Source organism: Rhizobacter sp., from assembly GCF_046595475.1.
In the GTDB taxonomy this organism is placed as follows: Bacteria; Pseudomonadota; Gammaproteobacteria; order Burkholderiales; family Burkholderiaceae_C; genus Rhizobacter.
Genome location: NZ_JBKJOQ010000006.1, coordinates 23,999 through 47,961 on the forward strand (window position 1 = coordinate 23,999; position 23,963 = coordinate 47,961).

The 23,963-nt window shown below is 65.4% G+C and carries 20 protein-coding genes; 14 read left to right on the forward strand and 6 right to left on the reverse strand.

Annotated features, from left to right (window positions below):
* Positions 1-6 precede the first annotated feature (6 nt).
* Positions 7-843 (reverse strand): PPK2 family polyphosphate kinase, encoded by an 837-nt coding sequence (locus AC30QB_RS01100; RefSeq protein ID WP_489544336.1) that lies wholly within the window; start codon positions 841-843, stop codon positions 7-9.
* A 189-nt stretch (positions 844-1,032) separates the two neighbouring features.
* Here AC30QB_RS01100 and AC30QB_RS01105 point away from each other — a divergent pair, with 189 nt between their 5' ends.
* Together AC30QB_RS01105 and AC30QB_RS01110 are read left to right on the forward strand one after the other, a co-directional pair.
* Entirely contained in the window at positions 1,033-1,737 is a 705-nt protein-coding gene (locus AC30QB_RS01105) for a hypothetical protein (RefSeq protein WP_489544337.1), read from the forward strand.
* A gap of 12 nt (positions 1,738-1,749) precedes the next feature.
* Positions 1,750-2,517: a type III pantothenate kinase gene (locus AC30QB_RS01110; RefSeq protein ID WP_489544338.1), complete on the forward strand. Its 768-nt coding sequence runs from the start codon at positions 1,750-1,752 to the stop codon at positions 2,515-2,517.
* 4 nt (positions 2,518-2,521) lie between these two features.
* Here the strand turns inward: AC30QB_RS01110 and hslU are convergent, their stop codons facing one another.
* From hslU to AC30QB_RS01135, 5 genes are all read right to left on the reverse strand, one after another.
* Positions 2,522-3,853 carry an ATP-dependent protease ATPase subunit HslU gene (gene hslU, locus AC30QB_RS01115; RefSeq protein WP_489544339.1) on the reverse strand — a complete coding sequence of 444 codons (1,332 nt, stop codon included), beginning with the start codon at positions 3,851-3,853 and terminating at the stop codon, positions 2,522-2,524.
* On the reverse strand, positions 3,850-4,398 hold the full coding sequence (gene hslV, locus AC30QB_RS01120; RefSeq protein ID WP_489544340.1) for an ATP-dependent protease subunit HslV: 549 nt from the start codon (positions 4,396-4,398) through the stop codon (positions 3,850-3,852). Before hslV ends, hslU begins: the two co-directional genes overlap by 4 nt.
* Positions 4,399-4,460: 62 nt before the next feature.
* The gene (locus AC30QB_RS01125; protein WP_489544341.1) at positions 4,461-6,164 is read right to left on the reverse strand and encodes a hypothetical protein; all 1,704 of its coding nucleotides are present in this window, start codon (positions 6,162-6,164) and stop codon (positions 4,461-4,463) included.
* Between the two features lie 25 nt (positions 6,165-6,189).
* Positions 6,190-7,116 (reverse strand): RNA polymerase-binding protein DksA, encoded by a 927-nt coding sequence (gene dksA / locus AC30QB_RS01130; protein WP_489544372.1) that lies wholly within the window; start codon positions 7,114-7,116, stop codon positions 6,190-6,192.
* 171 nt (positions 7,117-7,287) lie between these two features.
* A complete protein-coding gene (locus AC30QB_RS01135) occupies positions 7,288-8,316 on the reverse strand; it encodes a CobW family GTP-binding protein (RefSeq protein ID WP_489544342.1) in 1,029 nt (342 codons plus the stop codon).
* Between the two features lie 125 nt (positions 8,317-8,441).
* Here AC30QB_RS01135 and AC30QB_RS01140 point away from each other — a divergent pair, with 125 nt between their 5' ends.
* The 12 genes from AC30QB_RS01140 (at position 8,442) to mdoH (ending at position 23,959) form a co-directional block, all read left to right on the forward strand.
* Complete coding sequence (locus AC30QB_RS01140; RefSeq protein ID WP_489544343.1) at positions 8,442-9,335, forward strand: CorC family transporter; 894 nt, start codon at positions 8,442-8,444, stop codon at positions 9,333-9,335.
* Positions 9,325-10,929, forward strand: a complete 1,605-nt coding sequence (gene lnt / locus AC30QB_RS01145) for an apolipoprotein N-acyltransferase (RefSeq protein ID WP_489544344.1) — start codon at positions 9,325-9,327, stop codon at positions 10,927-10,929. Before AC30QB_RS01140 ends, lnt begins: the two co-directional genes overlap by 11 nt.
* A 55-nt stretch (positions 10,930-10,984) precedes the next feature.
* A complete protein-coding gene (gene glyQ / locus AC30QB_RS01150; protein WP_489544345.1) occupies positions 10,985-11,917 on the forward strand; it encodes a glycine--tRNA ligase subunit alpha in 933 nt (310 codons plus the stop codon).
* The gene (glyS, locus tag AC30QB_RS01155) at positions 11,914-14,052 is read left to right on the forward strand and encodes a glycine--tRNA ligase subunit beta (RefSeq protein WP_489544346.1); all 2,139 of its coding nucleotides are present in this window, start codon (positions 11,914-11,916) and stop codon (positions 14,050-14,052) included. The genes glyQ and glyS overlap by 4 nt, the downstream gene beginning before the upstream one ends.
* Before the next feature lie 17 nt (positions 14,053-14,069).
* Positions 14,070-14,678, forward strand: a complete 609-nt coding sequence (gmhB, locus tag AC30QB_RS01160) for a D-glycero-beta-D-manno-heptose 1,7-bisphosphate 7-phosphatase (RefSeq protein ID WP_489544347.1) — start codon at positions 14,070-14,072, stop codon at positions 14,676-14,678.
* On the forward strand, positions 14,678-15,418 hold the full coding sequence (locus tag AC30QB_RS01165) for a lysophospholipid acyltransferase family protein (RefSeq protein WP_489544348.1): 741 nt from the start codon (positions 14,678-14,680) through the stop codon (positions 15,416-15,418). Before gmhB ends, AC30QB_RS01165 begins: the two co-directional genes overlap by 1 nt.
* An 11-nt stretch (positions 15,419-15,429) precedes the next feature.
* Positions 15,430-16,407: a M48 family metallopeptidase gene (locus AC30QB_RS01170; protein ID WP_489544349.1), complete on the forward strand. Its 978-nt coding sequence runs from the start codon at positions 15,430-15,432 to the stop codon at positions 16,405-16,407.
* Between the two features lie 87 nt (positions 16,408-16,494).
* Entirely contained in the window at positions 16,495-17,907 is a 1,413-nt protein-coding gene (locus tag AC30QB_RS01175) for a sensor histidine kinase (protein WP_489544350.1), read from the forward strand.
* Positions 17,897-18,568 (forward strand): hypothetical protein, encoded by a 672-nt coding sequence (locus AC30QB_RS01180; protein ID WP_489544351.1) that lies wholly within the window; start codon positions 17,897-17,899, stop codon positions 18,566-18,568. Before AC30QB_RS01175 ends, AC30QB_RS01180 begins: the two co-directional genes overlap by 11 nt.
* 15 nt (positions 18,569-18,583) lie before the next feature.
* The gene (locus AC30QB_RS01185) at positions 18,584-19,939 is read left to right on the forward strand and encodes a sigma 54-interacting transcriptional regulator (protein ID WP_489544352.1); all 1,356 of its coding nucleotides are present in this window, start codon (positions 18,584-18,586) and stop codon (positions 19,937-19,939) included.
* Positions 19,940-20,294: 355 nt separating this feature from the next.
* Complete coding sequence (locus AC30QB_RS01190; protein WP_489544353.1) at positions 20,295-21,782, forward strand: glucan biosynthesis protein G; 1,488 nt, start codon at positions 20,295-20,297, stop codon at positions 21,780-21,782.
* A 14-nt stretch (positions 21,783-21,796) separates the two neighbouring features.
* Positions 21,797-23,959 carry a glucans biosynthesis glucosyltransferase MdoH gene (gene mdoH, locus AC30QB_RS01195; protein ID WP_489544354.1) on the forward strand — a complete coding sequence of 721 codons (2,163 nt, stop codon included), beginning with the start codon at positions 21,797-21,799 and terminating at the stop codon, positions 23,957-23,959.
* Positions 23,960-23,963: the final 4 nt, after the last annotated feature.

The following is a 23,963-nucleotide window of genomic DNA, read 5'->3' on the forward strand; positions in this document are numbered from 1 at the left end:
TTCAGGTCAGGTGATCTTCAGCTTGGCCAGCGCGGGGTCGTCGGGTGGGTAGCGCAGCTTGAGTGAGGTGAAAACCTGCTTCATCACCGTGGCGATCATCAGATTGCGATGGGTCTTGGAATCGGCTGGCACGATGGTCCACGGTGCCCAGGGCGTGCCGGTGGCCGAGATGGCGGCGGCATAGGCCTCTTGGTATTCGACCCACTGCTTGCGCGCTTCGACGTCACCGATGCTGAATTTCCAGCGCTTGGCCGGGTCGTCTAGCCGCTCTTGCAGGCGGGCGCGTTGCTCGTCTTTCGAGATGTGCAGCATGAACTTGCAGACGACGGTGCCGGTCTCGGTGAGCATGCGCTCGAAGTCGTTGATGTGGGCGTAGCGCTGCAGTGTTTGCTCCGGCGTGATCCATTTGTTGACCACCGGCACCAGCACGTCTTCGTAGTGGCTGCGGTTGAACACCATCACTTCGCCGTTGCCTGGCACCCGCTGGTGTATGCGCCACAGGTAGTCGTGGGCGCGCTCGGGCTCGGTGGGGGCCTTCCAGCCTATGGTTTGCACGCCCAGCGCACTCATCTGGCCGAACACGCCGCGCAGCGTGCCGTCTTTGCCGCTGGTGTCGGTGCCTTGCAACACCACCAGCAGCTTGAAGCGGTGGTCGGCGTAGAAGAGGTTTTGCAACTCGTCCAACTCGCGGGCCAGCACCTCGACTGCCGCCTTGTCGGCCTGCTTGTCACCGCTGGAGTAAGGCTTGGCTTGCGGCGAGATGCCCGCCAGATCAAAGGCTGCGAGCTTGGCGCCGGTCTCGGCGTGCTGGAAAGCCTTCAGCGTCGGGGTGTTGGTGGGCATTGGGACTCCGTAAAACGTAGTTGACGTATACGTCAACTTGGGAGTGTATCGCCCCTGGCTCCAGCACCCATGTACGGGGCGCGCAAGAGGGTGTTTCTGGCTCTCGAAAACCGGGTTTGGCGGCACAATCACGTTCCATAAGGCGCTTGCTTCTGCGAGCCCGCCCAGAAAGTCAGAGGAGCAAGCTGCGTGGCCACGATCAACGTCCCCGTCAAGACACCTGAAGCGGTGGCTGAGCTGAGCAGCCGCCAGCGCAAGCTGAGCCAGCGCCATCGCACGGTGCTGCTGTTGGTGGACGGCCGGCGGGCCGAAAAAGAGGTACGCCAGCTCGCCATTGCTGCAGGCTCACCCGACACTGCCTTCGACGAGCTGCTCGACCTGGGCATGATCTCGCGCCCCATGCCACTGGAGCTTGAGCCGCGCGCGGCCACCCCATCTGCCACGGCTGCGGTCGACAGCAAGCCCATTCCCTTGGCCGCTGAGCCCGAGTCTTTGACGGTGTCTCCCGCCCCACCCGATTCGGTGGTGAGCCTCTTGCCTGCCTCACTGAGCCTGCAGCCTGAGTCGCATCTAGACTCGTCGCAGAATGATTTGCTGCCCGGTGCAGTCGCCATGGATGCGCTCGACTCCGAGCCTTTCAATGTGCAAGACGCCGCGCTCGAAGAAGCACGCGCCATCTTGCTGCGCGCCGTGCGTGCCGAAGCGCCGGTGGCCGGCTCGTTGACCATGCTGCGCCTGCGGCGTGCGCGCACGCGTGAAGACCTGGAGAGCCTGCTCGAAGAGGTCGAGTCGCGCATCTTCAAGCCCTTCAAGGGCTTGTGGGCCTCGCAAACCATGGCACGCGTGCGCGAGCTGCTGTCAACCCATCCGCCGCTGTCCTTGCCGTCTTCCTGACATACTTCGTCGATGAGTTTTCTGGCCATCGACATAGGCAACACCCGCCTGAAGTGGGCCCTCTACGCCTCACCGCAGCCCGGCGCTGCCGTGATGGCGCATGGTGCGGTCTTCCTCGAAACCATCGACCAGCTCGCTGAAGCCGAGTGGAAAAACATCCCTGCGCCCGCGAGCATGCTGGGTTGCGTGGTGGCCGGTGACGGCATCAAACGCCGCGTCGAAGAGCAGCTGGAGCTGTGGGACATCGACCCGCGCTGGGTTGTGTCTTCAACCCATGCCGCCGGAGTAACGAATGGCTATGAGCACCCTGCGCGTTTGGGTGCCGACCGCTGGGTGGCGCTGATCGGTGCGTGGCACCACGTGTGCTCGCGTGGCGCACCTCGGCCTGCGCTGGTGGTAATGGTCGGCACGGCCGTGACGGTCGATGCGCTCGATGAAACGGGCCTCTTCCTGGGCGGGCTCATCCTGCCGGGTTTCGGCGTGATGCAGCGTGCACTTGAGATGGGCACGGCGGGCCTCAAGGTGCCTACCGGCGAAGTCGTCGAATTCCCCACCAACACCAGTGACGCGCTGATGAGCGGCGGCGTCAACGCCATGGCCGGTGCGGTCGAGCGCATGTACCGCAAGCTGCGTGCGCGCACGGGTCAGGAGCCGGTGCTGCTCATGTCGGGCGGCGCATCGCCGAAGCTCGCGCCGATCACCGATCTCAAGTTTGAGACCGTGGATCGTTTGATTTTTGACGGGTTGCTTGCGATGCAGTCGCATCGCCTGGCGCTCTGATCAATTAAAGAATGTAGCGCGACAGGTCTTCGTTCTTCGCCAGCTCGCCGAGCTTGGCGTCGACTTCACTTGCGCCTATGGCCACGGTCTGCCCGGCGCGGTTCGGCGCATCGAAGCTGACCTCGTCGAGCAGCCTCTCCATCACTGTCGACAAGCGACGCGCGCCTATGTTTTCGGTGCGCTCGTTCACGTCGTAGGCGATCTGCGCCAGGCGGTGTATGCCGTCGGGCGCGATCTGCAGCGTCACGCCTTCTGTGGCCAGCAGCGCCTGGTACTGCTTGAGCAGGCTGGCATGCGTCTGGGTGAGGATGGCCTCGAAGTCGTCAACGCTCAGCGAGCCCAGCTCCACGCGAATCGGGAAGCGCCCTTGCAGTTCGGGTATCAGATCGCTCGGCTTGCTCACGTGGAACGCGCCCGAGGCAATGAAGAGAATGTGGTCGGTCTTCACCATGCCGTACTTGGTGTTCACCGTGGTGCCCTCGACCAAGGGCAACAGGTCGCGCTGCACGCCTTGACGCGACACGTCTGCGCCGTGGCTGTCGGAACGCGTGGCCACCTTGTCGATCTCGTCGAGGAAGACGATGCCGTTTTGCTCGGTGTTGGCAAGGGCCTGAGCCTTGATCTCGTCTTCGTTCACGAGTTTGGCTGCTTCTTCTTCAGTCAACAGCTTGAGCGCCTCGGCGATTTTCACCAAGCGCTGCTTGCGCTTGCCGCCGCCCATGTTGGCAAACATGCCCTTGAGTTGCTCGGCCATGTCGTCCATGCCGGGCGGGCCCATGATTTCGAGCGTGGGCTTGGTGTCGGCCACCTCGATTTCGATTTCCTTGTCGGCCAGAGTGCCTTCGCGCAGGCGTTTGCGCATCACCTGGCGCGCGGTGTTGTCGGGGCTGGGGGTAGGGGTCAGACCGAAGTCGCTTCGCGCCGGTGGCACGAGGATGTCGAGCACCCGGTCTTCGGCGGCGTCTTCGGCGCGCGTGCGGTGGCGGCGCATGGCTTGCTCGCGCTCTTGCTTCACCGCCAAGTCGACCAGGTCGCGAATGATGGAGTCGACATCTTTGCCGACGTAGCCCACCTCGGTGAACTTGGTTGCCTCGACCTTGATGAAGGGTGCATCGGCCAGCTTGGCCAGGCGGCGCGCAATCTCGGTCTTGCCCACGCCTGTCGGGCCAATCATCAAAATGTTTTTGGGCGTGATCTCGCCGCGCATGGCCTCGTCGACTTGTTGGCGGCGCCAGCGGTTGCGCAGTGCGATGGCCACTGCGCGCTTGGCAGCGGCTTGGCCGACGATGTGGCGGTCTAGCTCGGAGACGATCTCTTGCGGTGTCATCGAGCTCATGCAGCATCTCCACCGAGGGACTCGATGATGTGATTCTGGTTGGTGTAGATGCACAGGTCACCGGCGATTTCGAGCGAGCGCTTGACGATGTCTTGTGGCGCCATGTCGGTGTGTTGCAGCAGGGCTCGCGCGGCGGCCTGCGCAAACGCGCCACCAGAGCCGATGGCGACGATGCCCAACTCGGGCTCCAGCACATCGCCGTTGCCGGTGATGATGAGCGAGGCTTCCTTGTCGGCCACCGCGAGCATGGCTTCAAGCCGGCGCAGCACGCGGTCGGTGCGCCAGTCTTTGGTCAGCTCGATGGCTGCGCGAACCAAGTGGCCTTGGTGCTTTTCCAGTTTGGCTTCGAAGCGCTCGAAGAGCGTGAAGGCATCGGCTGTGGCGCCGGCAAAGCCTGCGAGTACCTGGTCGCGGTAGAGCTTGCGCACCTTGCGCGCGGTGGCCTTGACGACCACATTGCCCAGTGTCACCTGGCCGTCGCCACCGATGGCAACGACATTGCCGCGGCGCACGCTCAGGATGGTCGTGCCGTGATAGTTTTCCATGGGGATCAGATTCGGGTGATGCCCGAGGGTTCAAGGCAGTAGCGCAGAAAAGACTTCAGCGCTCAGACGATGCGAACCTTGACCTTGGCGTGCTCGTTGATGCCCATGGCGCCGAAAAACAGCGCCACCAAACGATGCGATTCCGAGAACGTCACGGCGCGGTTTTCGCTGCGTCGCGCGAGCACCCAATTGAGCAGGTCGCCGGCGGCGATGAAGTCGACTCGGATCAGGCGCGCGCACGACACGTTGACGATCGTCGCCGTGCCCAGCTCTTCATTCATCTTGGTCAGGGTGGCGCTGATATCGCCCACCAACTGGCCCGATAACTCCACGCGTGCCACTTGCACCATGCCGGGCTCGTCGACGATTTGCGACTCTTGGAAGGAGGTGGACACATCGCTCACCACCGACATCGGCGGAGACTGCGTGCTCACACTCGCGCCGCTGATGCGGGCCTGGCAGTTGGCCGGCTCCCATGACGGCGGCGAGACCTCGTAGGTCACGCAGTAGTCAATGGCGGCTTCGTCGAACTGGTCGGCCCGGTTCGCCATGCGCAGCACGTCAAGGCGCAGCTGCCAGAACACTGGGTCTGCGTCGCGCACGCCGGTGGGGGCGGCGTCTTGCAGCACCTCAATCAGGCGCTCGCCGCTCAGCCAGCGCATGTCGAGCGTCTGCGGAATCCAGCCGCGAAACAGCTCACTCATGCGGGCGCTGCCTTCGGCGTCGATGCTCTTGAGCGCGCTCCAGTCGAACACCCATGGCAGCGGCATCTGCAGGGTTTGCGAGCGCAGCTTGGCCACGGTTTCGACATCGACGATGGGCGGGCAGACCCAGCCCACTTGGCCGTCGATCCGCGCTCGCGGCTGGCGCTCTTCGCTGGCGGCTTCGGCCACCATCTTGGGCATTGAGAACCACTGAGGCGCCGACCAGCCGAACGCTTGCGCGTAGTCGATTGCAAGGCTTTCGAACTTGTGGTGCTGGCCAATGGCACGGTACAGGTCGAACAGTGCAAGCCAGGTCTCGGCGTGGTGGGCGCGGCCGCCGCCGGCGCCGGTGAGACCGGCCAGCGCCTGCTCGCATAGCTCGAAATCGGCGTTGGCAAAGGCAATCACGGCTTCATCGAGGTCGGGGTCGTGGGCTACTTCGCTCAACTCGGCGAACTGGCTGCTCAGTGCAGCAGGCCCTGTGTCCAGGTCTAGCGGCGCCAGCCCAGCACCTGCCGCAACCCTGGCCGGCGCAGCAGCCGGCGAGCCGGGCGCCACCGAATTCAGCGTGGGAATGGACCGGGGGGCGGTGCTCGTCTTGGGCCCTTCATCGGCTTGGGTGCGTGCGTAGCCCATGGCAGCCGGCTGCGTAGGCGCTTCATAGAAGGCAGGTGTGCGGCGCGGCGAAGGCGAAGCCAGGCCGTCGCCCACCATCTGCTGCTCGATTTCGTCGATCTTGGCCTTGACGCCGCTGTCGGGCTTGGCACCGCTGTCTTGCATGCGGGCCTCGGAATCGTCGAGCCGCGACGATCCACCCAGGGCGGCCAGCTGCTCGCCGGTGAGGCCTTCACGGCGCACCTTGCGCAGCATGTCGAACTCGCGCTTGCGCACGAAGTCGTTGCGCCGCTTGCGCTCGATCATCGCCTTCAGCTCGGACTTGGCGTATTCGCTCTCGCGCGCATCTTCTGTGGGCACGCCAAGTTGCGCCCAGTCGGTGGCCGGGTTGGCCACGAACTTGACAACTTTACGGAAGAAGCTGCTGCTGTCTTTCGGATCCGCCATGTCGGGAGGGTGTGTGCCCAGGCAATCAGTCGCCGAACATCTTTTGTTTCAGCTCGCGCCTTTGTTGGGCTTCGAGGGACAGTGTAGCGGTCGGGCGGGCGATGAGGCGCCCAAGGCCTATGGGTTCGCCGGTTTCGTCGCAAAAGCCGTAGTCACCCGCATCGATGCGGCCCAATGACTGCGAGATCTTTTTCAGCAGCTTGCGCTCACGATCGCGGGTGCGCAGCTCCAGGGCGTGCTCTTCCTCGATGGTGGCGCGGTCGGCCGGGTCGGGCACGATGGAGGTGTCTTCACGCAGGTGCTCGGTGGTTTCGCCAGCATTGCTCAGCAGGTCGTCTTTCAGCGTTTGCAGCTTGATGCGGAAGAATTCGAGCTGCTTCTCGTTCATGTACTCACCATCGGGCATGGCCAGCACTTCGGCTTCGCTCAGTTCGCGGCCGGTCTTTGTTTTCCAGGCGTTGGCCAGCTTCGGGTCCGCCTTGTGCGCCGTCTTGGTGATGTCGATCAACATCGAGTTCATCTGGCGGGTGGGTGGCCGCGGCGGGGCGAAGCGATCGGCGAAGCGCGAGGTGGCGGGTGGATTGGGCGCAGGTGAAGAGGCCGCAGCCGATGCACGGGCGGCTGCAGAAAGCTTGGGTTGCGGCACTTTCACGGGCTTTGTGGCCACAGGTGCGGGGGCAGGTACGACAGGTTTGGTCACGGCAGGATGCTGGGCTTGAACGAGTACTGGCGCCGCTTTGGCCACGGGCTTGGCGGGGGCAGATTTGACAGGAGCTGCCTTGGCTGCCGTTTTGGTGACAGGCTTCGGGGCGGGTTTGGGAGCGGGTTTTGCGGTCTTGGCGGGGGCTTTGGCAGTGGGCTTCGGGGCTGGCTTGGCGATAGGTTTGGCGACGGGTTTGGGCTTTGCAGCCTTGGCTGCTGGCTTTGGGGCAGGCTTCTTGGCTGCCGGCACCGGCTTCTTGGCCGCTGGCTTGGTGGGAGTGGGTCGCTTAACCGGGGTCTTGCTCACTGAAGTCTCCTCGCAACGGCGGTTATATCCGCTCTGTGGAGCGTCTAGTCGCCCCGCAGCCCCTGTTGGGCGCCGCGGATTGTAGCCACGTTGTTTGCGCAGCCGCAGGCATATTCAAACCAGGCACTGCTCCAGGCCCTGTTCAAGGATTTCACGCGGCAAATCGAGGCCGATGAAGACCATCTTGCTGCCTTTTTTCTCACCTTTGGCCCAAGCGGGGCCGAGATCGCTGCCCATCAACTGGTGCACGCCCTGGAAAATGACCTTCTTCTCAGAGCCCTTCATATAGAGCACGCCCTTGTAGCGCAGCATCTTGGGGCCGTACACCTGCACGATGGCTCCCAGGAAGTCTTCGAGCTTGGCTGGGTTGAAGGCCTTGTCGGACTTGAAGACGAAGGATTTCACGTCATCGTCGTGCGCATGGTGGTGCGGGTGGTCGCAGTGCTCGCCGTGTTCGTGGTCATGATGGTCATGGCCATGGTCGTCGGCCTTGAGGAAATCGGGGTCGATGTCGAGCTTGGCGTTGAGGTTGAAGCCCTTCAGGTCGAATACCTCGGAAATCGGCACCTCACCGAAATGCACCTTGCGCTGGGGCGCACGCGGGTTCATGTGCTTGATGCGGTGGCTCAGGGCTTCCACTGAAGCCGCGTCGACCAGGTCCGTCTTGCTGATGAAGATCTGGTCGGCAAAGCCGATCTGGCGGCGCGCTTCCTGGCGGCTGTCCAATTGATCGTTGCCGTGCTTGGCGTCCACCAGCGTCAAGATGGAGTCGAGCAGGTAGCTTTCGGCGATTTCGTCGTCCATGAAGAAGGTTTGTGCCACCGGGCCTGGGTCGGCCAGTCCGGTGGTCTCGATCACCACGCGGTCAAACTTGAGCTCGCCTTTGCGGCGCTTCTCGGCCAAATCGCTCAAGGTGGTGCGCAGGTCTTCGCGGATAGAGCAGCACACGCAGCCGTTGTTGAGCTGGATGATCTGCTCGGTGCTGTCTTGCACCAAGATCTCGTTGTCGATGTTTTCGCTGCCAAACTCGTTTTCCACCACTGCAATCTTTTGGCCGTGTGCCTCAGTGAGCACCCGCTTGAGCAAGGTGGTTTTGCCTGAACCCAGAAAGCCGGTGAGGATGGTGGCGGGGATGAGACTCATGGTGAAACCTGTGTGTGCGAGAAGAAGGCCCAAATGGGGCCGGAAGAATTTCGTTCAAGGTATCAGATGTGTCAAGCCATCTGCTTCAGTTAAGCTTTTGGGGTGAAAACTCTCTCTGCAGCCTGATGGCTGACCCTCACCCGAGTCGATACCCCAAAGGCGCTGACAAGCATGCGCCCCACGTCGACAAGCGCAGCTTGTTCGAGCGGCTGATCGAGTTTGTGTCGCCCGGCCTCGATTCCAAAGACGAACTGATCGAGACCCTGGCCGACGCCGAGCAGCGTGAGCTGATCGCGCCCGAGTCTCGCATGATGCTCGAAGGCGTAATCCGCATGGCCGACCTCACGGCCGGTGACGCCATGGTGGCTGCGCCCCGCATGGACGTGCTCGACATCGACTCGCCCTACGACCAGCTGCTGTGGGCAGTGATCGACACGGCCCACTCGCGCTTCCCCGTCTTCGAGGGCAAGCGCGAGAACATCATCGGCACGCTGATGGCCAAAGACCTGCTCAAGCTGCAGCGCGCCCCTGAGCTCAACTTGCGCACCCTCCTGCGCCCGGCCGTGTTCGTGCCCGAGTCCAAGGGACTGAATGATCTGCTGCGCGACTTCCGGGCCAACCGCAACCACCTGGCGATGGTGATCGACGAGTTTGGCAACACCGCCGGGCTGATCACCATCGAAGACGTGCTCGAAGAGATCGTCGGCGAGATCGAAGACGAGTTCGACGAGAAGAAAGGTGAAACCGGCATCTACACCCTGGCCGATGGCAGCCACCGCGTGGCCGGTGATGCCGACATTGCCGCCGTGAACGAAGCCTTCGTGGTCAAGCTGCCGGTGGATGAGTTCGACACCATCGGCGGCCTGGTCGCGCAGGCGCTGGGCCGGGTGCCACGTCGCGGTGAATCCGTGCCCATGGGCAGCCTCATCTTCAACGTGATGCTGACCCGCGGCGGTGCCGTGCGCTGGTTCAAGGTGACGCGCGCCCCAGAAGTGGCGGTGGGCACCGATGGCGCGTGACCGCAGCGCGGCCGGGCCCGCTCCGTCTTCTGCCCGGCGCCGCCCCACGCGCCGCCGCAGCAGCAGCACGTCTGACAGCCTGTTGCTGACGCTCGAAATCGTGCTTGCCCTGGTGCTCGGGGCAATACACAGCCTGCCCATGTCTTACCCGGTCATTTGGTGGCTGCAGATCGGCTGCGTGGCGGGCCTGGCTTGGCAGGTCAGCCGGGCCACACCTTGGCGCGCCGCGCTGGTAGGCCTGAGCTTCGGTACCGCTTGGCTGGCCGCCGGGGTGTGGTGGCTCTACATCAGCATGCACCGCTACGGTGGTCTGTCGGCCACGCTGGCGGTGCTGGCGGTGCTGGCGCTCAGCCTGTTCCTGTCGTTGTACCTGGCTGCGGTGATGGCCTTGTTTGCGCGTTTGCGGCGTCACCGGCCGCTGATCGACGCGCTGCTGTTCGGCGCCTGCTGGCTGGTGGCCGAGCTGGCACGCGGCGTGATCTTCACTGGCTTCCCGTGGGCAGCGTCGGGCTATGCCCACGTTGACGGCCCACTGGCCAACCTGGCACCGTGGATCGGCGTCTATGGCATCGGGTTCGTCAGCGCGGCGCTGGGCGCCGGCCTGGTGCTGGGCATGCGTGACGTGGGTCAGCGCAGCGCAGGCGCGGTGCTGGGGTTCGGGGCGAGCGCCACGGTGCTGGTCGGGCTGGCGCTCATCAAGCCTGTGCCCTTCACTCAGCCCACCGGCAAACTGACGCTCACGCTCTTGCAGTCCAACGTGCCGCAAGACCAGAAGTTTGCCGAGGCCTACCTGCCGCAAACGCTGGTCTGGGCGCAGACGCAGCTGCTGGCCGCCAAGGGCGAGCTGGTGCTCGGGCCTGAGACCATCGTGCCTCTGCTGCCCGAGCAGCTGCCCACCGACTACTGGAAGCCGCTGGCCTTGCACTTCCAGCGCGACCAGGCCGCACTCATCGGGCGGCCGCTGGGCAGTTTCGAGGCGGGATACACCAACTCGGTGGTCGGCATTTCGCGAGACACCATCAAGTGGCCCGAGGGCTACTACCGCTACGACAAGCATCACCTGGTGCCGTTCGGCGAGTTCATCCCGGTGGGCTTTCGCTGGTTCACCGATTTAATGAGTATCCCGCTGGGTGACTTCAGCCGCGGCGTGCGCGTGGCGCCGTCGTTCCAGGTCAAGACCGAGCGTGTGGCGCCCAACATTTGCTACGAAGACTTGTTCGGCGAAGAGCTGGCCGGGCGTTTTGTCGACATGAACGAGGCGCCCACCATCCTCGCCAACATCAGCAACATCGGCTGGTTCGGCGACACCATCGCCGTCAAGCAGCACCTGATCATTTCGCGCATGCGCGCCATCGAGTTCCAGCGCCCCATGCTGCGCGCCACCAACACGGGCGCCACCGTCGTGATCGACCACCAGGGCGCCGTCACGCACCAGCTTGAGCCCTTCACCCAGGGCGTGCTCGACGCCGAAGTCGAAGGCCGGAAAGGGCTCACGCCCTATACCTGGTGGGTCTCTCGCTTCAGCCTGTGGCCGCTGCTGGCGATGGCCTTGTTCGTCATGCTGGTGACCTTGGTGCTGCGCAGAAGAGATTGACGCTGTCTCGACGCGAGCCCCGTAAAATCGCGCGTTTCCGCTGACTGCCCCCCCCATGCTGACCTTCCAGCAAATCATCCTGCGCCTGCAAGACTACTGGGACCGCCAAGGCTGCGCCTTGCTGCAGCCCTATGACATGGAGGTCGGCGCCGGCACCAGCCACACCGCCACCTTCTTGCGCGCCCTCGGCCCCGAGCCCTGGAAGGCCGCCTACGTGCAACCCAGCCGCCGCCCCAAAGACGGCCGCTACGGGCAGAACCCCAACCGCCTGCAGCACTACTACCAGTACCAGGTGGTCTTGAAGCCCGCACCGGCCAACATCCTTGAGCTGTACCTCGGCTCGCTCGAAGCGCTGGGCTTCGACCTCAAGGTCAACGACATCCGCTTCGTCGAAGACGATTGGGAGAACCCCACCCTTGGCTGCTGGGGTCTGGGCTGGGAAGTCTGGCTGAACGGCATGGAGGTCACGCAGTTCACCTACTTCCAGCAGGTGGGCGGCATCGAGTGCAAGCCCATCACAGGCGAGATCACCTATGGCCTGGAGCGTCTGGCCATGTACCTGCAAGGCAAGGAAAGCATCTTTGACTTGCAGTGGACCGACAAGATCACCTATGGCGATGTCTACCATCAGAACGAAGTTGAGCAGAGCACCTACAACTTCGAGCACAGCGACGTCGATTTTTTGCTGCAGGCTTTCGGCGCACACGAGAAGCAGGCCAAGTACCTGATGGAACAGCAACTCGCGCTTCCAGCCTACGAGCAAGTGCTCAAGGCTGGCCACACCTTCAACCTGCTCGACGCGCGCGGCGCCATCAGCGTAACCGAGCGGGCGGCCTACATCGGCCGTATCCGCAACATCTCGCGCAGCGTGGCGCAGAGTTATTTCGACAGTCGTGCGCGACTGGGCTTCCCGATGGCACCCAAGGCCTGGGCTGATGAAGTCGTGGCCCGACTCGACAAAGACAACGACAAGAAGGCCGCCCTATGACAATCAAAAACCTGCTCGTCGAGCTGTTTGTCGAAGAGCTGCCGCCGAAAGACCTGAAGAAGTTTGGCGAGGCCTTCGCCAGCACCCTGGCCGACAGCCTGAAGGCTCAGGGGCTGAGCACCGATCATTCGGTGACCACCTCATTTGCGTCACCGCGCCGCCTGGCCATGCACCTCAGTGCCGTGCGCGTGCAAGCCGACACGAAAGCGGTGTCGCTGAAGCTGGTGCCCGTGAGTGTGGGCCTGAATGCCGAAGGCCAGCCCACGCCTGCACTGTTGAAAAAGCTGGCCAGCGTGGGCGCAGACGCGTCGGTCGTGCCGCAGCTCGCGCGCAAGCAAGACGGCAAGGCCGAGGCGCTGTTCTACGACAGCATGGTCGAAGGCGTGAGCCTGAGCGTGGGCCTGCAAAAAGCGCTCGACGACGCGCTGGCCGCGCTGCCGATACGCAAGGTCATGCAATACCAGCTGGCAGACGGCTGGAGTAGCGTGAAGTTCGTGCGCCCCGCGCACGGGCTGGTGGCGTTGCACGGTGCCGATGTGGTGCCGGTGGCAGTCTTGGGGCTCACGGCTGGTCGCGAAACGCACGGCCACCGCTTCGAGGCGAAAGTCGACCCCGTGGTGTTGCAAGACGCAGACCATTACACCCGCCAACTGGAAGAGCAGGGCGCGGTGATCGCGAGCTTCTCGCACCGTCACGCCGAGATCGTGCGCCAGCTGCAGCATGCAGCCCACCAGCAAGGCCTCACGCCCATCGACGACGACGCCTTGCTCGACGAAGTGACGGCCCTGGTCGAGCGGCCCAACGTGCTGCTGTGCCAGTTCGAGCAAGAGTTTCTCGATGTGCCGCAAGAGTGCCTCATCCTCACGATGAAGGCCAACCAGAAGTACTTCCCGCTGCTCGATGCCCACGGCAAGCTCACCCACAAGTTCCTCATCGTCAGCAACATCCGCCCCGCGGACCCGAGCCGCGTGATCGAAGGCAACGAGCGTGTGGTCAGGCCGCGCCTGGCCGACGCGAAGTTTTTCTTCGATCAAGATCGCAAGAAGACGCTGGCCTCGCGGGTTGCCGGACTCGACAAGGTTGTGTACCACGGCAAGCTGGGCACTCAGGGTGCGCGGGCCCAGCGTGTGGGCGCCATCGGTCATGCCATCGTCAACCAGCTGCGCCTGGCGACGGTGCCCTTCACCGTCGACGCCAAAGATCACTTCGATGTGCTCGAAAGCAAGGTGCAAGAGGCTGCGCGCCTCGCCAAGACCGATCTGCTGACCGCCATGGTCGGTGAGTTTCCCGAGCTGCAAGGCATCATGGGCGGCTACTACGCGCGCCACGAAGGCCTGCGTGACGGCGTGGCAATCGCCATCGAAGATCACTACAAGCCGCGCTTCGCCGGCGACGCGCTGCCGGCCAACCATTCCGGCACCGTGCTCGCGCTGGCCGACAAGCTCGAAACCCTGGTGGGCCTCTTCGGCATTGGCCAGTTACCCACCGGCGACAAAGACCCGTTCGCCCTGCGTCGCCATGCGCTGGGCGTGGTGCGCATTCTGGTCGAGAAGAACATGGCGCTCGACTTGGCCGAGCTGGTGCAAGGCGCGCTGCCGGCATTCGGCGAGCTGATCAGTGACCCGACCCAACCACTCTTGACGTTCATCTACGACCGCCTGGCGGGCATGCTGCGCGACCAGGGGTACAGCGTGCAGGAAATTGATGCCGTGCTTGAGCTGCGGCCCGTGCTCGGTGACGTGCCTCGCCGCCTCGCCGCGGTGCGCAGCTTTGCGGCGCTGGCCGAAGCGCCCTCGCTGGCGGCGGCCAACAAGCGCGTGGGCAACATCCTGAAGAAGAGCGAAGCTGCCGTTGAAGCCAAGGTGGTGACTGAGCTTCTGCAAGAGCCTGCCGAAGTGGCGCTGCACGATGCGCTGACCCAGATCGCGCCGCAGGCTGAGCAGGCATTTGCACGCGGCGACTACACCGCTTCGCTGCAGGCCCTGGCGGCATTGAAAGATCCGGTGGACGCGTTCTTCGACAAGGTCATGGTCAACGCCGAAGACCCGACCCTGCGCGCCAACCGCTTGGGCCTGCTCGCCATACTGCACAGCGCCATGAACCGAGTGGCCGATCTCTCCAAACTGGTGGCCTGAGCATGAAAGAGCCCGCCATGAACCTCGTCATTCTCGACCGTGATGGCACCATCAACGAAGACCGCGATGACTTCGTCAAATCGGCCGACGAGTGGGTGCCGCTGCCGGGGGCGCTGGAAGCGATTGCGCGGCTCAACCACGCGGGCTGGCATACGGTGATCGCCACCAACCAGTCTGGCCTCGGGCGTGGCTTGTTCGACATGGCCTCGCTCTCGGCCATGCACGCCAAGATGAACACCGCGCTGGCCCGCGTGGGGGGGCGCATCGGTGCCGTATTTTTCTGCCCGCATGCGCCCGAAGACCAGTGCAGCTGCCGCAAGCCTCTGCCGGGCTTGTATGAGCAGATCGGCGACCGCTATGACGTGAAGCTCGCGACCGTGCCCGCGGTGGGTGATTCCATCCGCGACCTGGAAGCGGCCGTGGCCGCCGGCTGCCCGCCCCACATGGTGCGCACCGGCAAAGGAGCTTTGATGACCGACGCGCAGCTCGCTCAGTTGCTACAGCGGATCCCCCAGGTGCAGGTGCATGCCGATCTGGCCGCGTTTGCCGAAAGCCTGATCCAGCGCGAGCGCTCGGTGCGTGACGCCTCGGGCAAGACCGACTCCGGTTTCGGGAGGCTCGATTGATGCGCACAGCGTTCTATGCCCTGCGCTCCCTGTTGTTTGTGTTGTGGATGTCGGTAACCGTGGTGCCTTGGGCCATCGCGGTGCTGGTGTATTCGATCTTCGTGCGCGGTGACAAGGTCTATTGGTTGTGCACCGGCTGGCTGCGCGTGGCCATGTGGGGCTGCCGCGTGATCTGTGGGGTGAAGGCGCGTGTGACGGGCATGGACAACCTGCCCGACGCCGCGGTCATCTTGCTGCCCAAGCACCAGTCGACCTGGGAGACCTTTGCCTTTCCCACGCTGATGCCGCGGCCGCTGGCTTATGTGTTCAAACGCGAGCTGCTGTTCATCCCCTTCTTCGGCTGGGCCATGTCGCGCATGGACATGATCCACATCGATCGCAGCAAGCGCGCGCTGGCCTGGGCCAAGGTGGCTGAGCAGGGCCGCCGGCTGATGGGCCACGGCAACTGGGTCATCATGTTTCCAGAAGGCACGCGGGCGGCGCGTGGCCGCAAGGGCACCTACAAGTCGGGTGGCACGCGCCTGGCCGTCGACACTGGCCGCCCGGTGGTGCCCATTGCCGTGACGTCGGCCGTGTGTTGGCCGCGCAAATCGTTTCTCGTGCGACCGGGCGTGGTCGACGTGTCCATCGGCAAGCCCATCGCCTCGGTGGGCCGCCAGCCTGACGAGCTGATGCTAGAGGTCGAGACCTGGATCGAAGGCGAAATGCGCCGCCTCGATCCCCAGTCCTATAAAACTTAGAATCGCGGCTCATGACTCTAGGCGCGCCGGTTTCTTCCACATCGCAGCTCTCGCTGTTCGATGAGCCGGTGTCGGTGCCAGCCCCGGCACCGCAGGTGCTGGTGGGGTTACCGCAGGTGCTGGTGGGGCTACCGCAGGTGCTGGTCGCGCCGCCGGTGGCGCCCGTTGCCGCGCCTCCCGCAACGCCCGCTGTTCCCATTTCCTCTGTGCTCGCCCCCGCCGTCTTTCGCCACCCACAGGCACAACGCGAAATTCGCCTCAACGATCACCTGGTCGGCTACGCCTTGCGCCGCGCGCGCCGCAAGAGCATTGGTTTCGTGGTCGGCCTCGAAGGTCTGAGCGTGGCCGCGCCCAAGTGGGTGGGCGTCGGCGAGATCGAATCGGCACTGCGCGAAAAGGCCGACTGGATCCTGCGCAAGCTCGCCGAGCAACAAGAGCGCGCGCAGCGCCTGCAGGCCGCCAAGGTCGATTGGCGCGACGGCACCGGCATCCCCTTCCTCGGTGAGACGGTGATCATCGTGCTCGACGCGCGCGCCGGCACCACCAAGGCGGGTGCGGTGCTCAACGCCGAAGCCGAAGCCTTGCCCGGCGTGCCGCGGCTCACACTGCACATCGGCTTGCCGCACACCGCCACACCCGAGCAGATACGTGATGTGGTGCAGAGCTGGCTGCAGCGCCAGGCCCGCCGCATCTTCGAAGAGCGCTGCAAACACTTTGCAGAAGCGCTCGGCGTGCGCTACACCAAGCTCAGCCTTTCGTCGGCGCAGACGCGCTGGGGCAGCGCGGGGGCCGATGGCGCCATTCGCCTCAACTGGCGGCTGATCCATTTCGCCATGGCCAGCATCGACTACGTGGTGGCGCACGAGCTGGCCCACTTGCGTGAGATGAACCACAGCCCGCGCTTCTGGGATGTGGTGCGCTCGGTGATGCCCGATTTCGAGCAAGTGCGTGGCACTTTGAAAGACGACGCGCTGCCGGTGTTTGACTGACACCGTTCGGGCTGAGCTTGGTGCGCAGCTCGGCGCAGGCACTCCCCTCGACAAGCTCAAGGCGAACGGAAATCGGAACTCTGGAACGTGCATCGCTACTCTTTCCGCCAGCTCTTGCTGGTCGCCTTCTTGCTCATCGCCTCGCTGCTCAGCGCCGCCTCGCTGCGTGGCCTCTACTCGCTGGAGGCTCTGCTGCGCCAGAGCGGCGACGGCGCGCGCCAGGCGGTCGCACACACCGCTGATGCCCAAGTGCTGGCCGAGCGCACAGTGGCCATGGAGCGCGCCGCACGGCAGTTTCTGGTGCTAGACGACCCAGTGCTGCGCCAGCGTTTCGAAGAGGCCACGCGCGACGCGAGCGCTGCACTGGCCCGCCTGGCTGACAAGCGCGTGCCGTCCAACCTGGCGACCGAGTGGCGCAGCACCCAGGCCACCATCGAACAGCAGCTGCGCGGCTCGCTCGCCGAGATGCGCCCGCGCGAAGAAGCGGTGACCGCCGCATTCCGCGAGCTGGAGGGCATCAACGCAGCCATAGCCGAGCAGGTGCGCCTGGCCACCGAGCAGCGCAACCAGGTGCTGATGGACGAGCTGGAAGCCGGCCGCGCGCAGCTGGGCCGGCAGGTTCTCGCGTCCATCGTCGTGGCCATCGTGATGGCACTGGGCTTTGGCGTGTGGCTTGCGCGGCCGCTCAAGCGGCTGGAGCAGGCCGTGGTGGGCCTGGGCGAGAACCGGCTCGACCAGCCCATCGACATTCGCGGCCCGGCCGACGTGCGCTTGCTCGGGCGGCGGCTGGAGTGGTTGCGTCTGCGCCTGGCCGAGCTCGACTCCGACAAGTCGCGCTTCCTGCGCCATGTGTCGCACGAGCTGAAGACGCCGCTGGCGGCGCTGCGCGAAGGGGTGGCGCTGCTGGAAGACGGCGTGACCGGCACGCTCAATGACAACCAGCGCGAGGTGGCGCGCATCCTGCGCCAGAACACGGCTGTGCTGCAAAGCCAGATCGAAGACCTGCTGCGCTTCAACGCCGCGGCTTTCGAGGCGCGGCGCCTGGTGCGCCGCGCCACCGACGTCACCGCGCTCGTCAAAGAGCTGGTGTCGCAGCAACGCCTGCAGTGGCAAGCGCGGCAACTGGAGGTGCATGTCGAGGGCGGGCCCGTGGCGGCCGAGATCGATGCCGACAAGCTGGGAACTGCACTCGGCAACCTGCTGTCCAACGCCATTCGCTTCAGCCCACTGGGCGCTACCATCCGCTTTTTTGTGACCCGCGTGCCGGGGCGCGCCTGCATAGACATCGTGGACCAAGGCCCCGGGGTCGCAGCAGCCGACCGGGCCCGCATCTTCGAACCCTTTTACCGTGGTGAGCGGCAACCGACCGATGCAGTGCGCGGCAGCGGCATCGGCTTGTCGATCGTGCACGAGTACATCACCGCCCACGGCGGCCAGATCGAACTCATGGACGATGGCCAAGGCGCTCACTTTCACATCGAGCTTCCGCATGTTGGCTAGACACATTCTTCGCTGGGCATCGGCACTTACCGGCGCGCTGGCGCTCACGACCCTTGCGGCTTGCCAGCTGCTGCAGCCTGCTGCGCCGCCGCCTGCACCGCCACCGCCTGCACCGCTGCCCACCGTGGTGATGGTGCAGGCCCCGGTGCCCCTGCCCGACCCCGGCGATGTGGCAGCCAGGCGCTTGCTCGCCTACCACGACCAGCTGCGGCAGATGTCGGCTGGCGACCTGGGTGCTGAGGTCACGCGCCTCAGCGCCGTGGTGTCGGCCACCGCGACCGCAGCGCCGGCCGACGCAGTGTTGGAGCTGTCGCTGGCGCTTGCCCAGCAGCACAACCCCGGCGACCTGGCGCGTGCCGTCGCGCTGCTGGAGCCCCTCACCAAATCGAGCGTGCCTGAGCTTGCGCCGTGGCAAGCGCTCGCGCGCCTGCTGCTGAGCCGTGTGACCGAGCAGCGCCGGCTCGAAGACCAATTGGCGCGCGAAGTGGCGCAGCGCCGCGACCAGCAGCGCAGCCTGCAGCAGCTCAACGAAAAGCTCGAAGCGCTCAAGGCCATCGAGCGCAGCATGACCACGCGCCCCCCCAGCGCGGCCGGCGGTGCGCCTGTGGTGTCGCTGCCGGGCGCCCCGGCCGCGCCGCCTGCCGCGCCCAAAGCACCTTAGGGCCAGGGCCGCGACATGGCCAATGTGCTGCTGGTCGACGATGACCCCGATCTGCTGAAGCTGCTGTCCATGCGGCTCACGGCCGCGGGCCACCGCGTCACCTCGGTCGAGTCGGCAGAGGCAGCGCTCACACAACTGGCTGTGGCGAGGCCGCAGCTGGTGGTGAGCGACGTGCGGCTGCCGGGGCGCGACGGCCTCGCGCTGTTTGACGAAATCCGCAAGCGCCACCCGGCGCTGCCGGTGATCCTGCTCACGGCGCACGGCACCATCCCTGACGCGGTAGACGCCACCGCGCGCGGCGTCTTCAGCTATCTCACCAAGCCCTTTGACGGCAAGGCTTTGCTCGACAAGGTACACGAAGCCCTGGCACTCGCAGCGCCGGCCCAGCCCGCGCAGACGGGTGATGACGCATGGCGCGTGGCCATCGTGAGCCGCTCCAACTGCATGGCCGAGCTGCTCACCGAGGCCAAGATGGTGGCGGCATCAGACGCGAGCGTGCTCATACGCGGCGAGAGCGGCAGCGGCAAGGAGCTGCTGGCCCAGGCCATACACCGCGCCAGCCCGCGCGCGGCCAAGCCGTTTGTGGCGGTAAATTGCAGCGCCATTCCCGAGGCGCTGCTTGAGTCAGAGCTGTTCGGCCACGTGAAGGGCTCGTTCACCGGCGCCGTGGCCAACCACCGCGGGCTCTTCGTCACCGCCGATGGCGGCACGCTGTTTCTCGATGAGATCGGTGACATGCCGCCCGCCTTGCAGGTGAAGCTGCTGCGGGTGTTGCAAGAGCGCTCGGTGCGGCCGGTGGGTGCGAGCCAGGCGGTGCCGGTAGACGTGCGCATCTTGTCGGCCACCCACCGCGATCTCGATGCCGCCATGGCTGAGGGCCAGTTCCGCGAAGACCTGTACTACCGGCTCAATGTGGTCTCGCTGCATTTGCCCACGCTGGCCGAGCGGCGCGAAGACATTCCATTGCTGGCCAATCATTTCCTCGCGCGGCTGGCCGAGAAGTACGGCAAGCGCTTCAACGGCTTTGCCCCCGACGCGCTGAAGGCCCTGGCCACCGCCAGCTGGCCTGGCAATGTGCGCCAGCTGCACAACGTGGTCGAGCAGGTTTGTGCACTCACCACCACGCCGCTGATTTCGCTCACGCTGGTGCAGCGCGCCCTGCGCGTGCCAAGCGTAGAGGTGCTCACCTATGCCCAGGCACGCGAACGCTTCGAGCGCGACTATCTGGTGGGCCTGCTCAAGCTCACCGACGGCAACGCCGCCGATGCCGCGCGCCTGGCCGACCGCAACCGCACCGAGTTTTACCGGCTGCTCCAGCGCAACGGCTTGACGCCGGGGCAGTTTCGCGCCGAGCCACCTGTCGCTGAGTAGAGACAGCGGCACAAACGGGCTGCACACCCAGGCCACGGCTGTGTTTCGTCTCTCTTGCCGAGGGACTTGTCGCTGAGTGGCGACAAAAAAGCGGTGTTGAGCCCACGGCGATGCCGGCTCCGCACGCCGTGATTGCCGCGAAAGTGGAAGTCCGGCATCTGTGCACGGCGTGAAGCAGTGTTTTCGCGGGAATGACGCACACGCGTGGCATGCGCTTTGCGCTGATGAAGTACCGCGGCTCTTTTGAGCCGCTTTCCACTTCATCAGGCCCCGCGTTTTGCCCATTGCACTGCTGTTTTCCCCGTTGCTCCACAAGCCCGTTCGCCGATTGGCGACAGGGCTGGCGTTCGCGCTCATGTTGGCATCGCAGGCGCACGCCGCTTTTGGCTTCGATACCGTGGCCGAGCGCGCCCGCCAGCTCGCAGCCCAGCCCCATGTGGCCGCCAAAGTTGCGCTGCCGGCCGAGCTGAAGGCGCTGAACTACGACCAGTACCGCGACATCCGCTTCAAGCCCGAGAAAGCCTTGTGGCGCAAGGAGGGGCTGCCTTTCGAGCTGATGTTCTTCCACCTGGGCAAGTTTCAGACGCAACCCGTGTCGATCAACGAGATCGTGGGCGGCGAGGTGCACCACGTCGCCTTCGACCGCCAAGACTTCAACTACGGCAAGAACGAGCTCTCGCCACAAGGTTGGGGCGACCTGGGCTTCGCGGGCTTTCGCGTGCACTACGCACTCAACAACCCCGCCTACAAAGACGAGCTGGTGGTGTTTCTCGGCGCCAGCTACTTCCGCGCACTGGGCAAGGGCCAGCACTATGGCTTGTCGGCCCGCGGTCTCGGCATCGACACCGTGGGCGGTCAGGGCGAAGAGTTCCCGCGCTTCACCGAGTTCTGGATCGAGCGGCCTGCGGCGAACGCCAGCGTGCTCGTGATCCATGCGCTGCTCGACTCGCCCCGCGCGACCGGGGCCTATCGCTTCACCCTGCACCCCGCGGATGACAAAACCGCGGAAACCGCGGTCGACGTGCAGGCCCGCCTGTTCCTGCGTGCCGGCGTGGCCACGCTGGGCCTGGCGCCACTGACCAGCATGTTCCACCACGGTGAGAACCAGCCGCACCGCGACGACTTCCGCCCCGAGGTGCATGACTCCGACGGCCTGATGGTCGCCGCCGACGGCGAGTGGCTGTGGCGTCCGCTGATCAACCCCAAGCAGACGACGGTCAACTCGTTCACTGCGCGCGAGCTCAAGGGCTTCGGCCTGATGCAACGTGACCGTGCCTACGCCAGCTACGAAGACACCGAAGCGCAGTACGAGCAACGCCCGAGCGCCTGGGTCGAGCCGCAGGGCAGCTGGGGCCCGGGGCGCGTCGAGCTGATGCAACTGCACACCCCCGACGAGACCGACGACAACGTGGTCGCGTACTGGGTGCCTGAGCGCGTGCCGTCAGCCGGCCAGCCCTTGGATTTTTCCTACCGCCTGCACCTGCAGGGCGAGCGCCAACAGCGCCCGCCCGCGGGCTGGACGGTGCAGACACGCCGCGGCCATGGCTTCGTGGCGCGAGAGCACCAGCGCGACCCCAACGAAGTGCAGTACGTCGTCGATTTCGACGGCCCCGCGCTGCGCGCCCTGCCGGGTGATGCGCCGGTGAAGGCCGTGGTCAGCGCCGGCGCCAATGCCCGCGTCGTCGAACGCAACGCTTACCGAAATGCCGCCACCGGCACCTGGCGCATGACCGTGCGCGCAACCCGCCTCCAGCCCGCGCTACCCGCCGAGCTGCGAGCCTTTCTCCAAAACGGCGATCACGCCCTCACCGAAACATGGACCACCATCATTCAACCCGAGTGAGCCCTGATGCTTTCATGCCCGGCCCCAGCACACCGCCCCTGAACCGTGGCTCGATGATCGCCGTGCCGTGGCGGGGTTTCCTGCGCAGCCTGGGCGATGTGATGCTCGGCCGGCGCAAGCCCTGGCGCGCTGAAGTGCAGGGCGAGCCGCAAGCGTGGGAGCGCGCCGCGACCACACGCCGCCGCGTGCTGCTTGCGCTGGTGGCGCTGTCGGCCGCCGGGGCCACGGCCTTGCTGGCCAAGCTGCTGCCGGCCTTTGAAGCCGGCTGGCTGCGCACGGTGCAAATTGCGCTCTACGGACTGCTTTTCGCCTGGGTCTCGGCCGGGTTTTTCACCGCCATGATGGGCTTTTGGGTGCTGTGGCGCGGTGACCCGCACGCCATGTCGGCCGCGAGCGTGGGCCACGAGCCCATACACGTCGGTGCCCGCACCGCGATCATCATGCCCATCTGCAACGAGCAGGTGTCCACGGTTTTTGCCGGCTTGCGTGCAACGTGCGAGTCGCTTGCCGCCACCGGTGCCTCGCGTTTGTTTGACGTCTACGTGCTGTCGGACACCAGCGACCCCGAAATCCGCGCCGCCGAGCTGGCAGCATGGGCCGAGCTGCGCCACGAGTGCGGCTCGGCGGGGCGCATCTACTACCGTTGGCGCCAGCGCCGCACCAAACGCAAGGCCGGCAACGTGGCCGACTTTTGCCGCCGCTTCGGCCGCAACTACCGCTACATGATCGTGCTCGATGCCGACAGCGTGATGAGCGGCGACTGCATGGTCAAGCTCGTGCGCCTGATGGAAGTCAACCCCACGGCGGGCATCTTGCAAACCGCGCCACAGGCCTGCGGGCTCGACACCGTGCACGCCCGCTCGCAGCAGTTTGCCGGGCGCGTGGCCGGGCGGTTGTTTACCGCCGGCATGCAGTACTGGCAACTCGGCGAGTCGCACTACTGGGGCCACAACGCCATCATTCGCGTCGAGCCTTTCATGAAGCATTGCGCATTGGCGCCGCTGCGCGGCCACGGCGGCCTGAGCGGCGTGCTGCTCTCGCACGACTTCGTCGAAGCCGCGCTGATGCGCCGTGCCGGCTATCACGTGTGGCTGGTGCACGACCTGCACGGCAGCTACGAGCAGCAGCCGCCCAATTTGCTCGAAGAGCTGCAGCGCGACCGCCGCTGGTGCCAGGGCAACTTGCAAAACGCGCGCCTCATGGCCGAGCCCGGCCTGCACGGCGTGCACCGCGCCATGCTGTTCACTGGCGCACTGGCCTACCTGTCGGCGCCGCTGTGGCTGCTGTCGGTGCTGCTGGGTGCCGCCTTGTGGATGCTGGGCAGCCCGGCGATGGCCGGTGGCCACCAAGCCGTGCCGCTTGAGATTGCCGGCCTGTGGGCGGCCACGGTGCTCATGCTCGCCATGCCGCGCGTGATGGGCGTGGCCGCCATCGTGATGACCGGCCAGCAGCGCCGATACGGTGGCACGTCGGCGCTGGTCCGTGGGGCCTTGCTCGAAGGTGGCCTGTCGGTGCTTCAGGCACCGGTGCGCATGATGGCGCACACGCTCTTCGTGGTGGTGGCGCTCACCGGCCTGAAGCTCGACTGGAAGTCGCCCCCGCGTGAAGCGAGCGACATCGGCTGGGGACACGCCGTCAGCCACTTCGGGTTGACGAGCGCAGCGGTGGCCAGCATTGCCGTGCTGATGTTGTGGCTGCACCCCCAGGCCGTGCTGTGGCTGATGCCCATGGGCATGCCACTCTTGCTGGCCGTGCCGCTCGCCGTGCTCACCAGCCGCTCGGCCCTGGGCCAGCGGCTGCTCGCCAACCGCCTGCTGCTCACGCCCGAGGAGCAAAGCGCACCCCCGGTGCTGCGCCGTGCCTGGGCGCATGCGCGCCGCGCCAAGCCGGCTCTGGAATGGCGAGATGCGCTCACAGACCCTTGGCTGTTCGAGGTGGTGCGCGCCGCCATGGGCCCACGCAACACAAGCTGGGGCAGCCGCGGCAAGGCGCGCCGGCTGATGGTGCGTGGTTTGCTGGTCCACCAGGACACCGAGCGCCTGAGCGCGGTCGACCGCATGCGGCTCTTGAGTGAGCCGCAAAGCATCGTGCGCGTGCGCGATCAGCTGGCGGCGAATGTAAATCTGGTGCGGGGCAGTTGGTTGGGTAGCGTGCGCGAGAACCGCAAGAGCGCCTGATCGG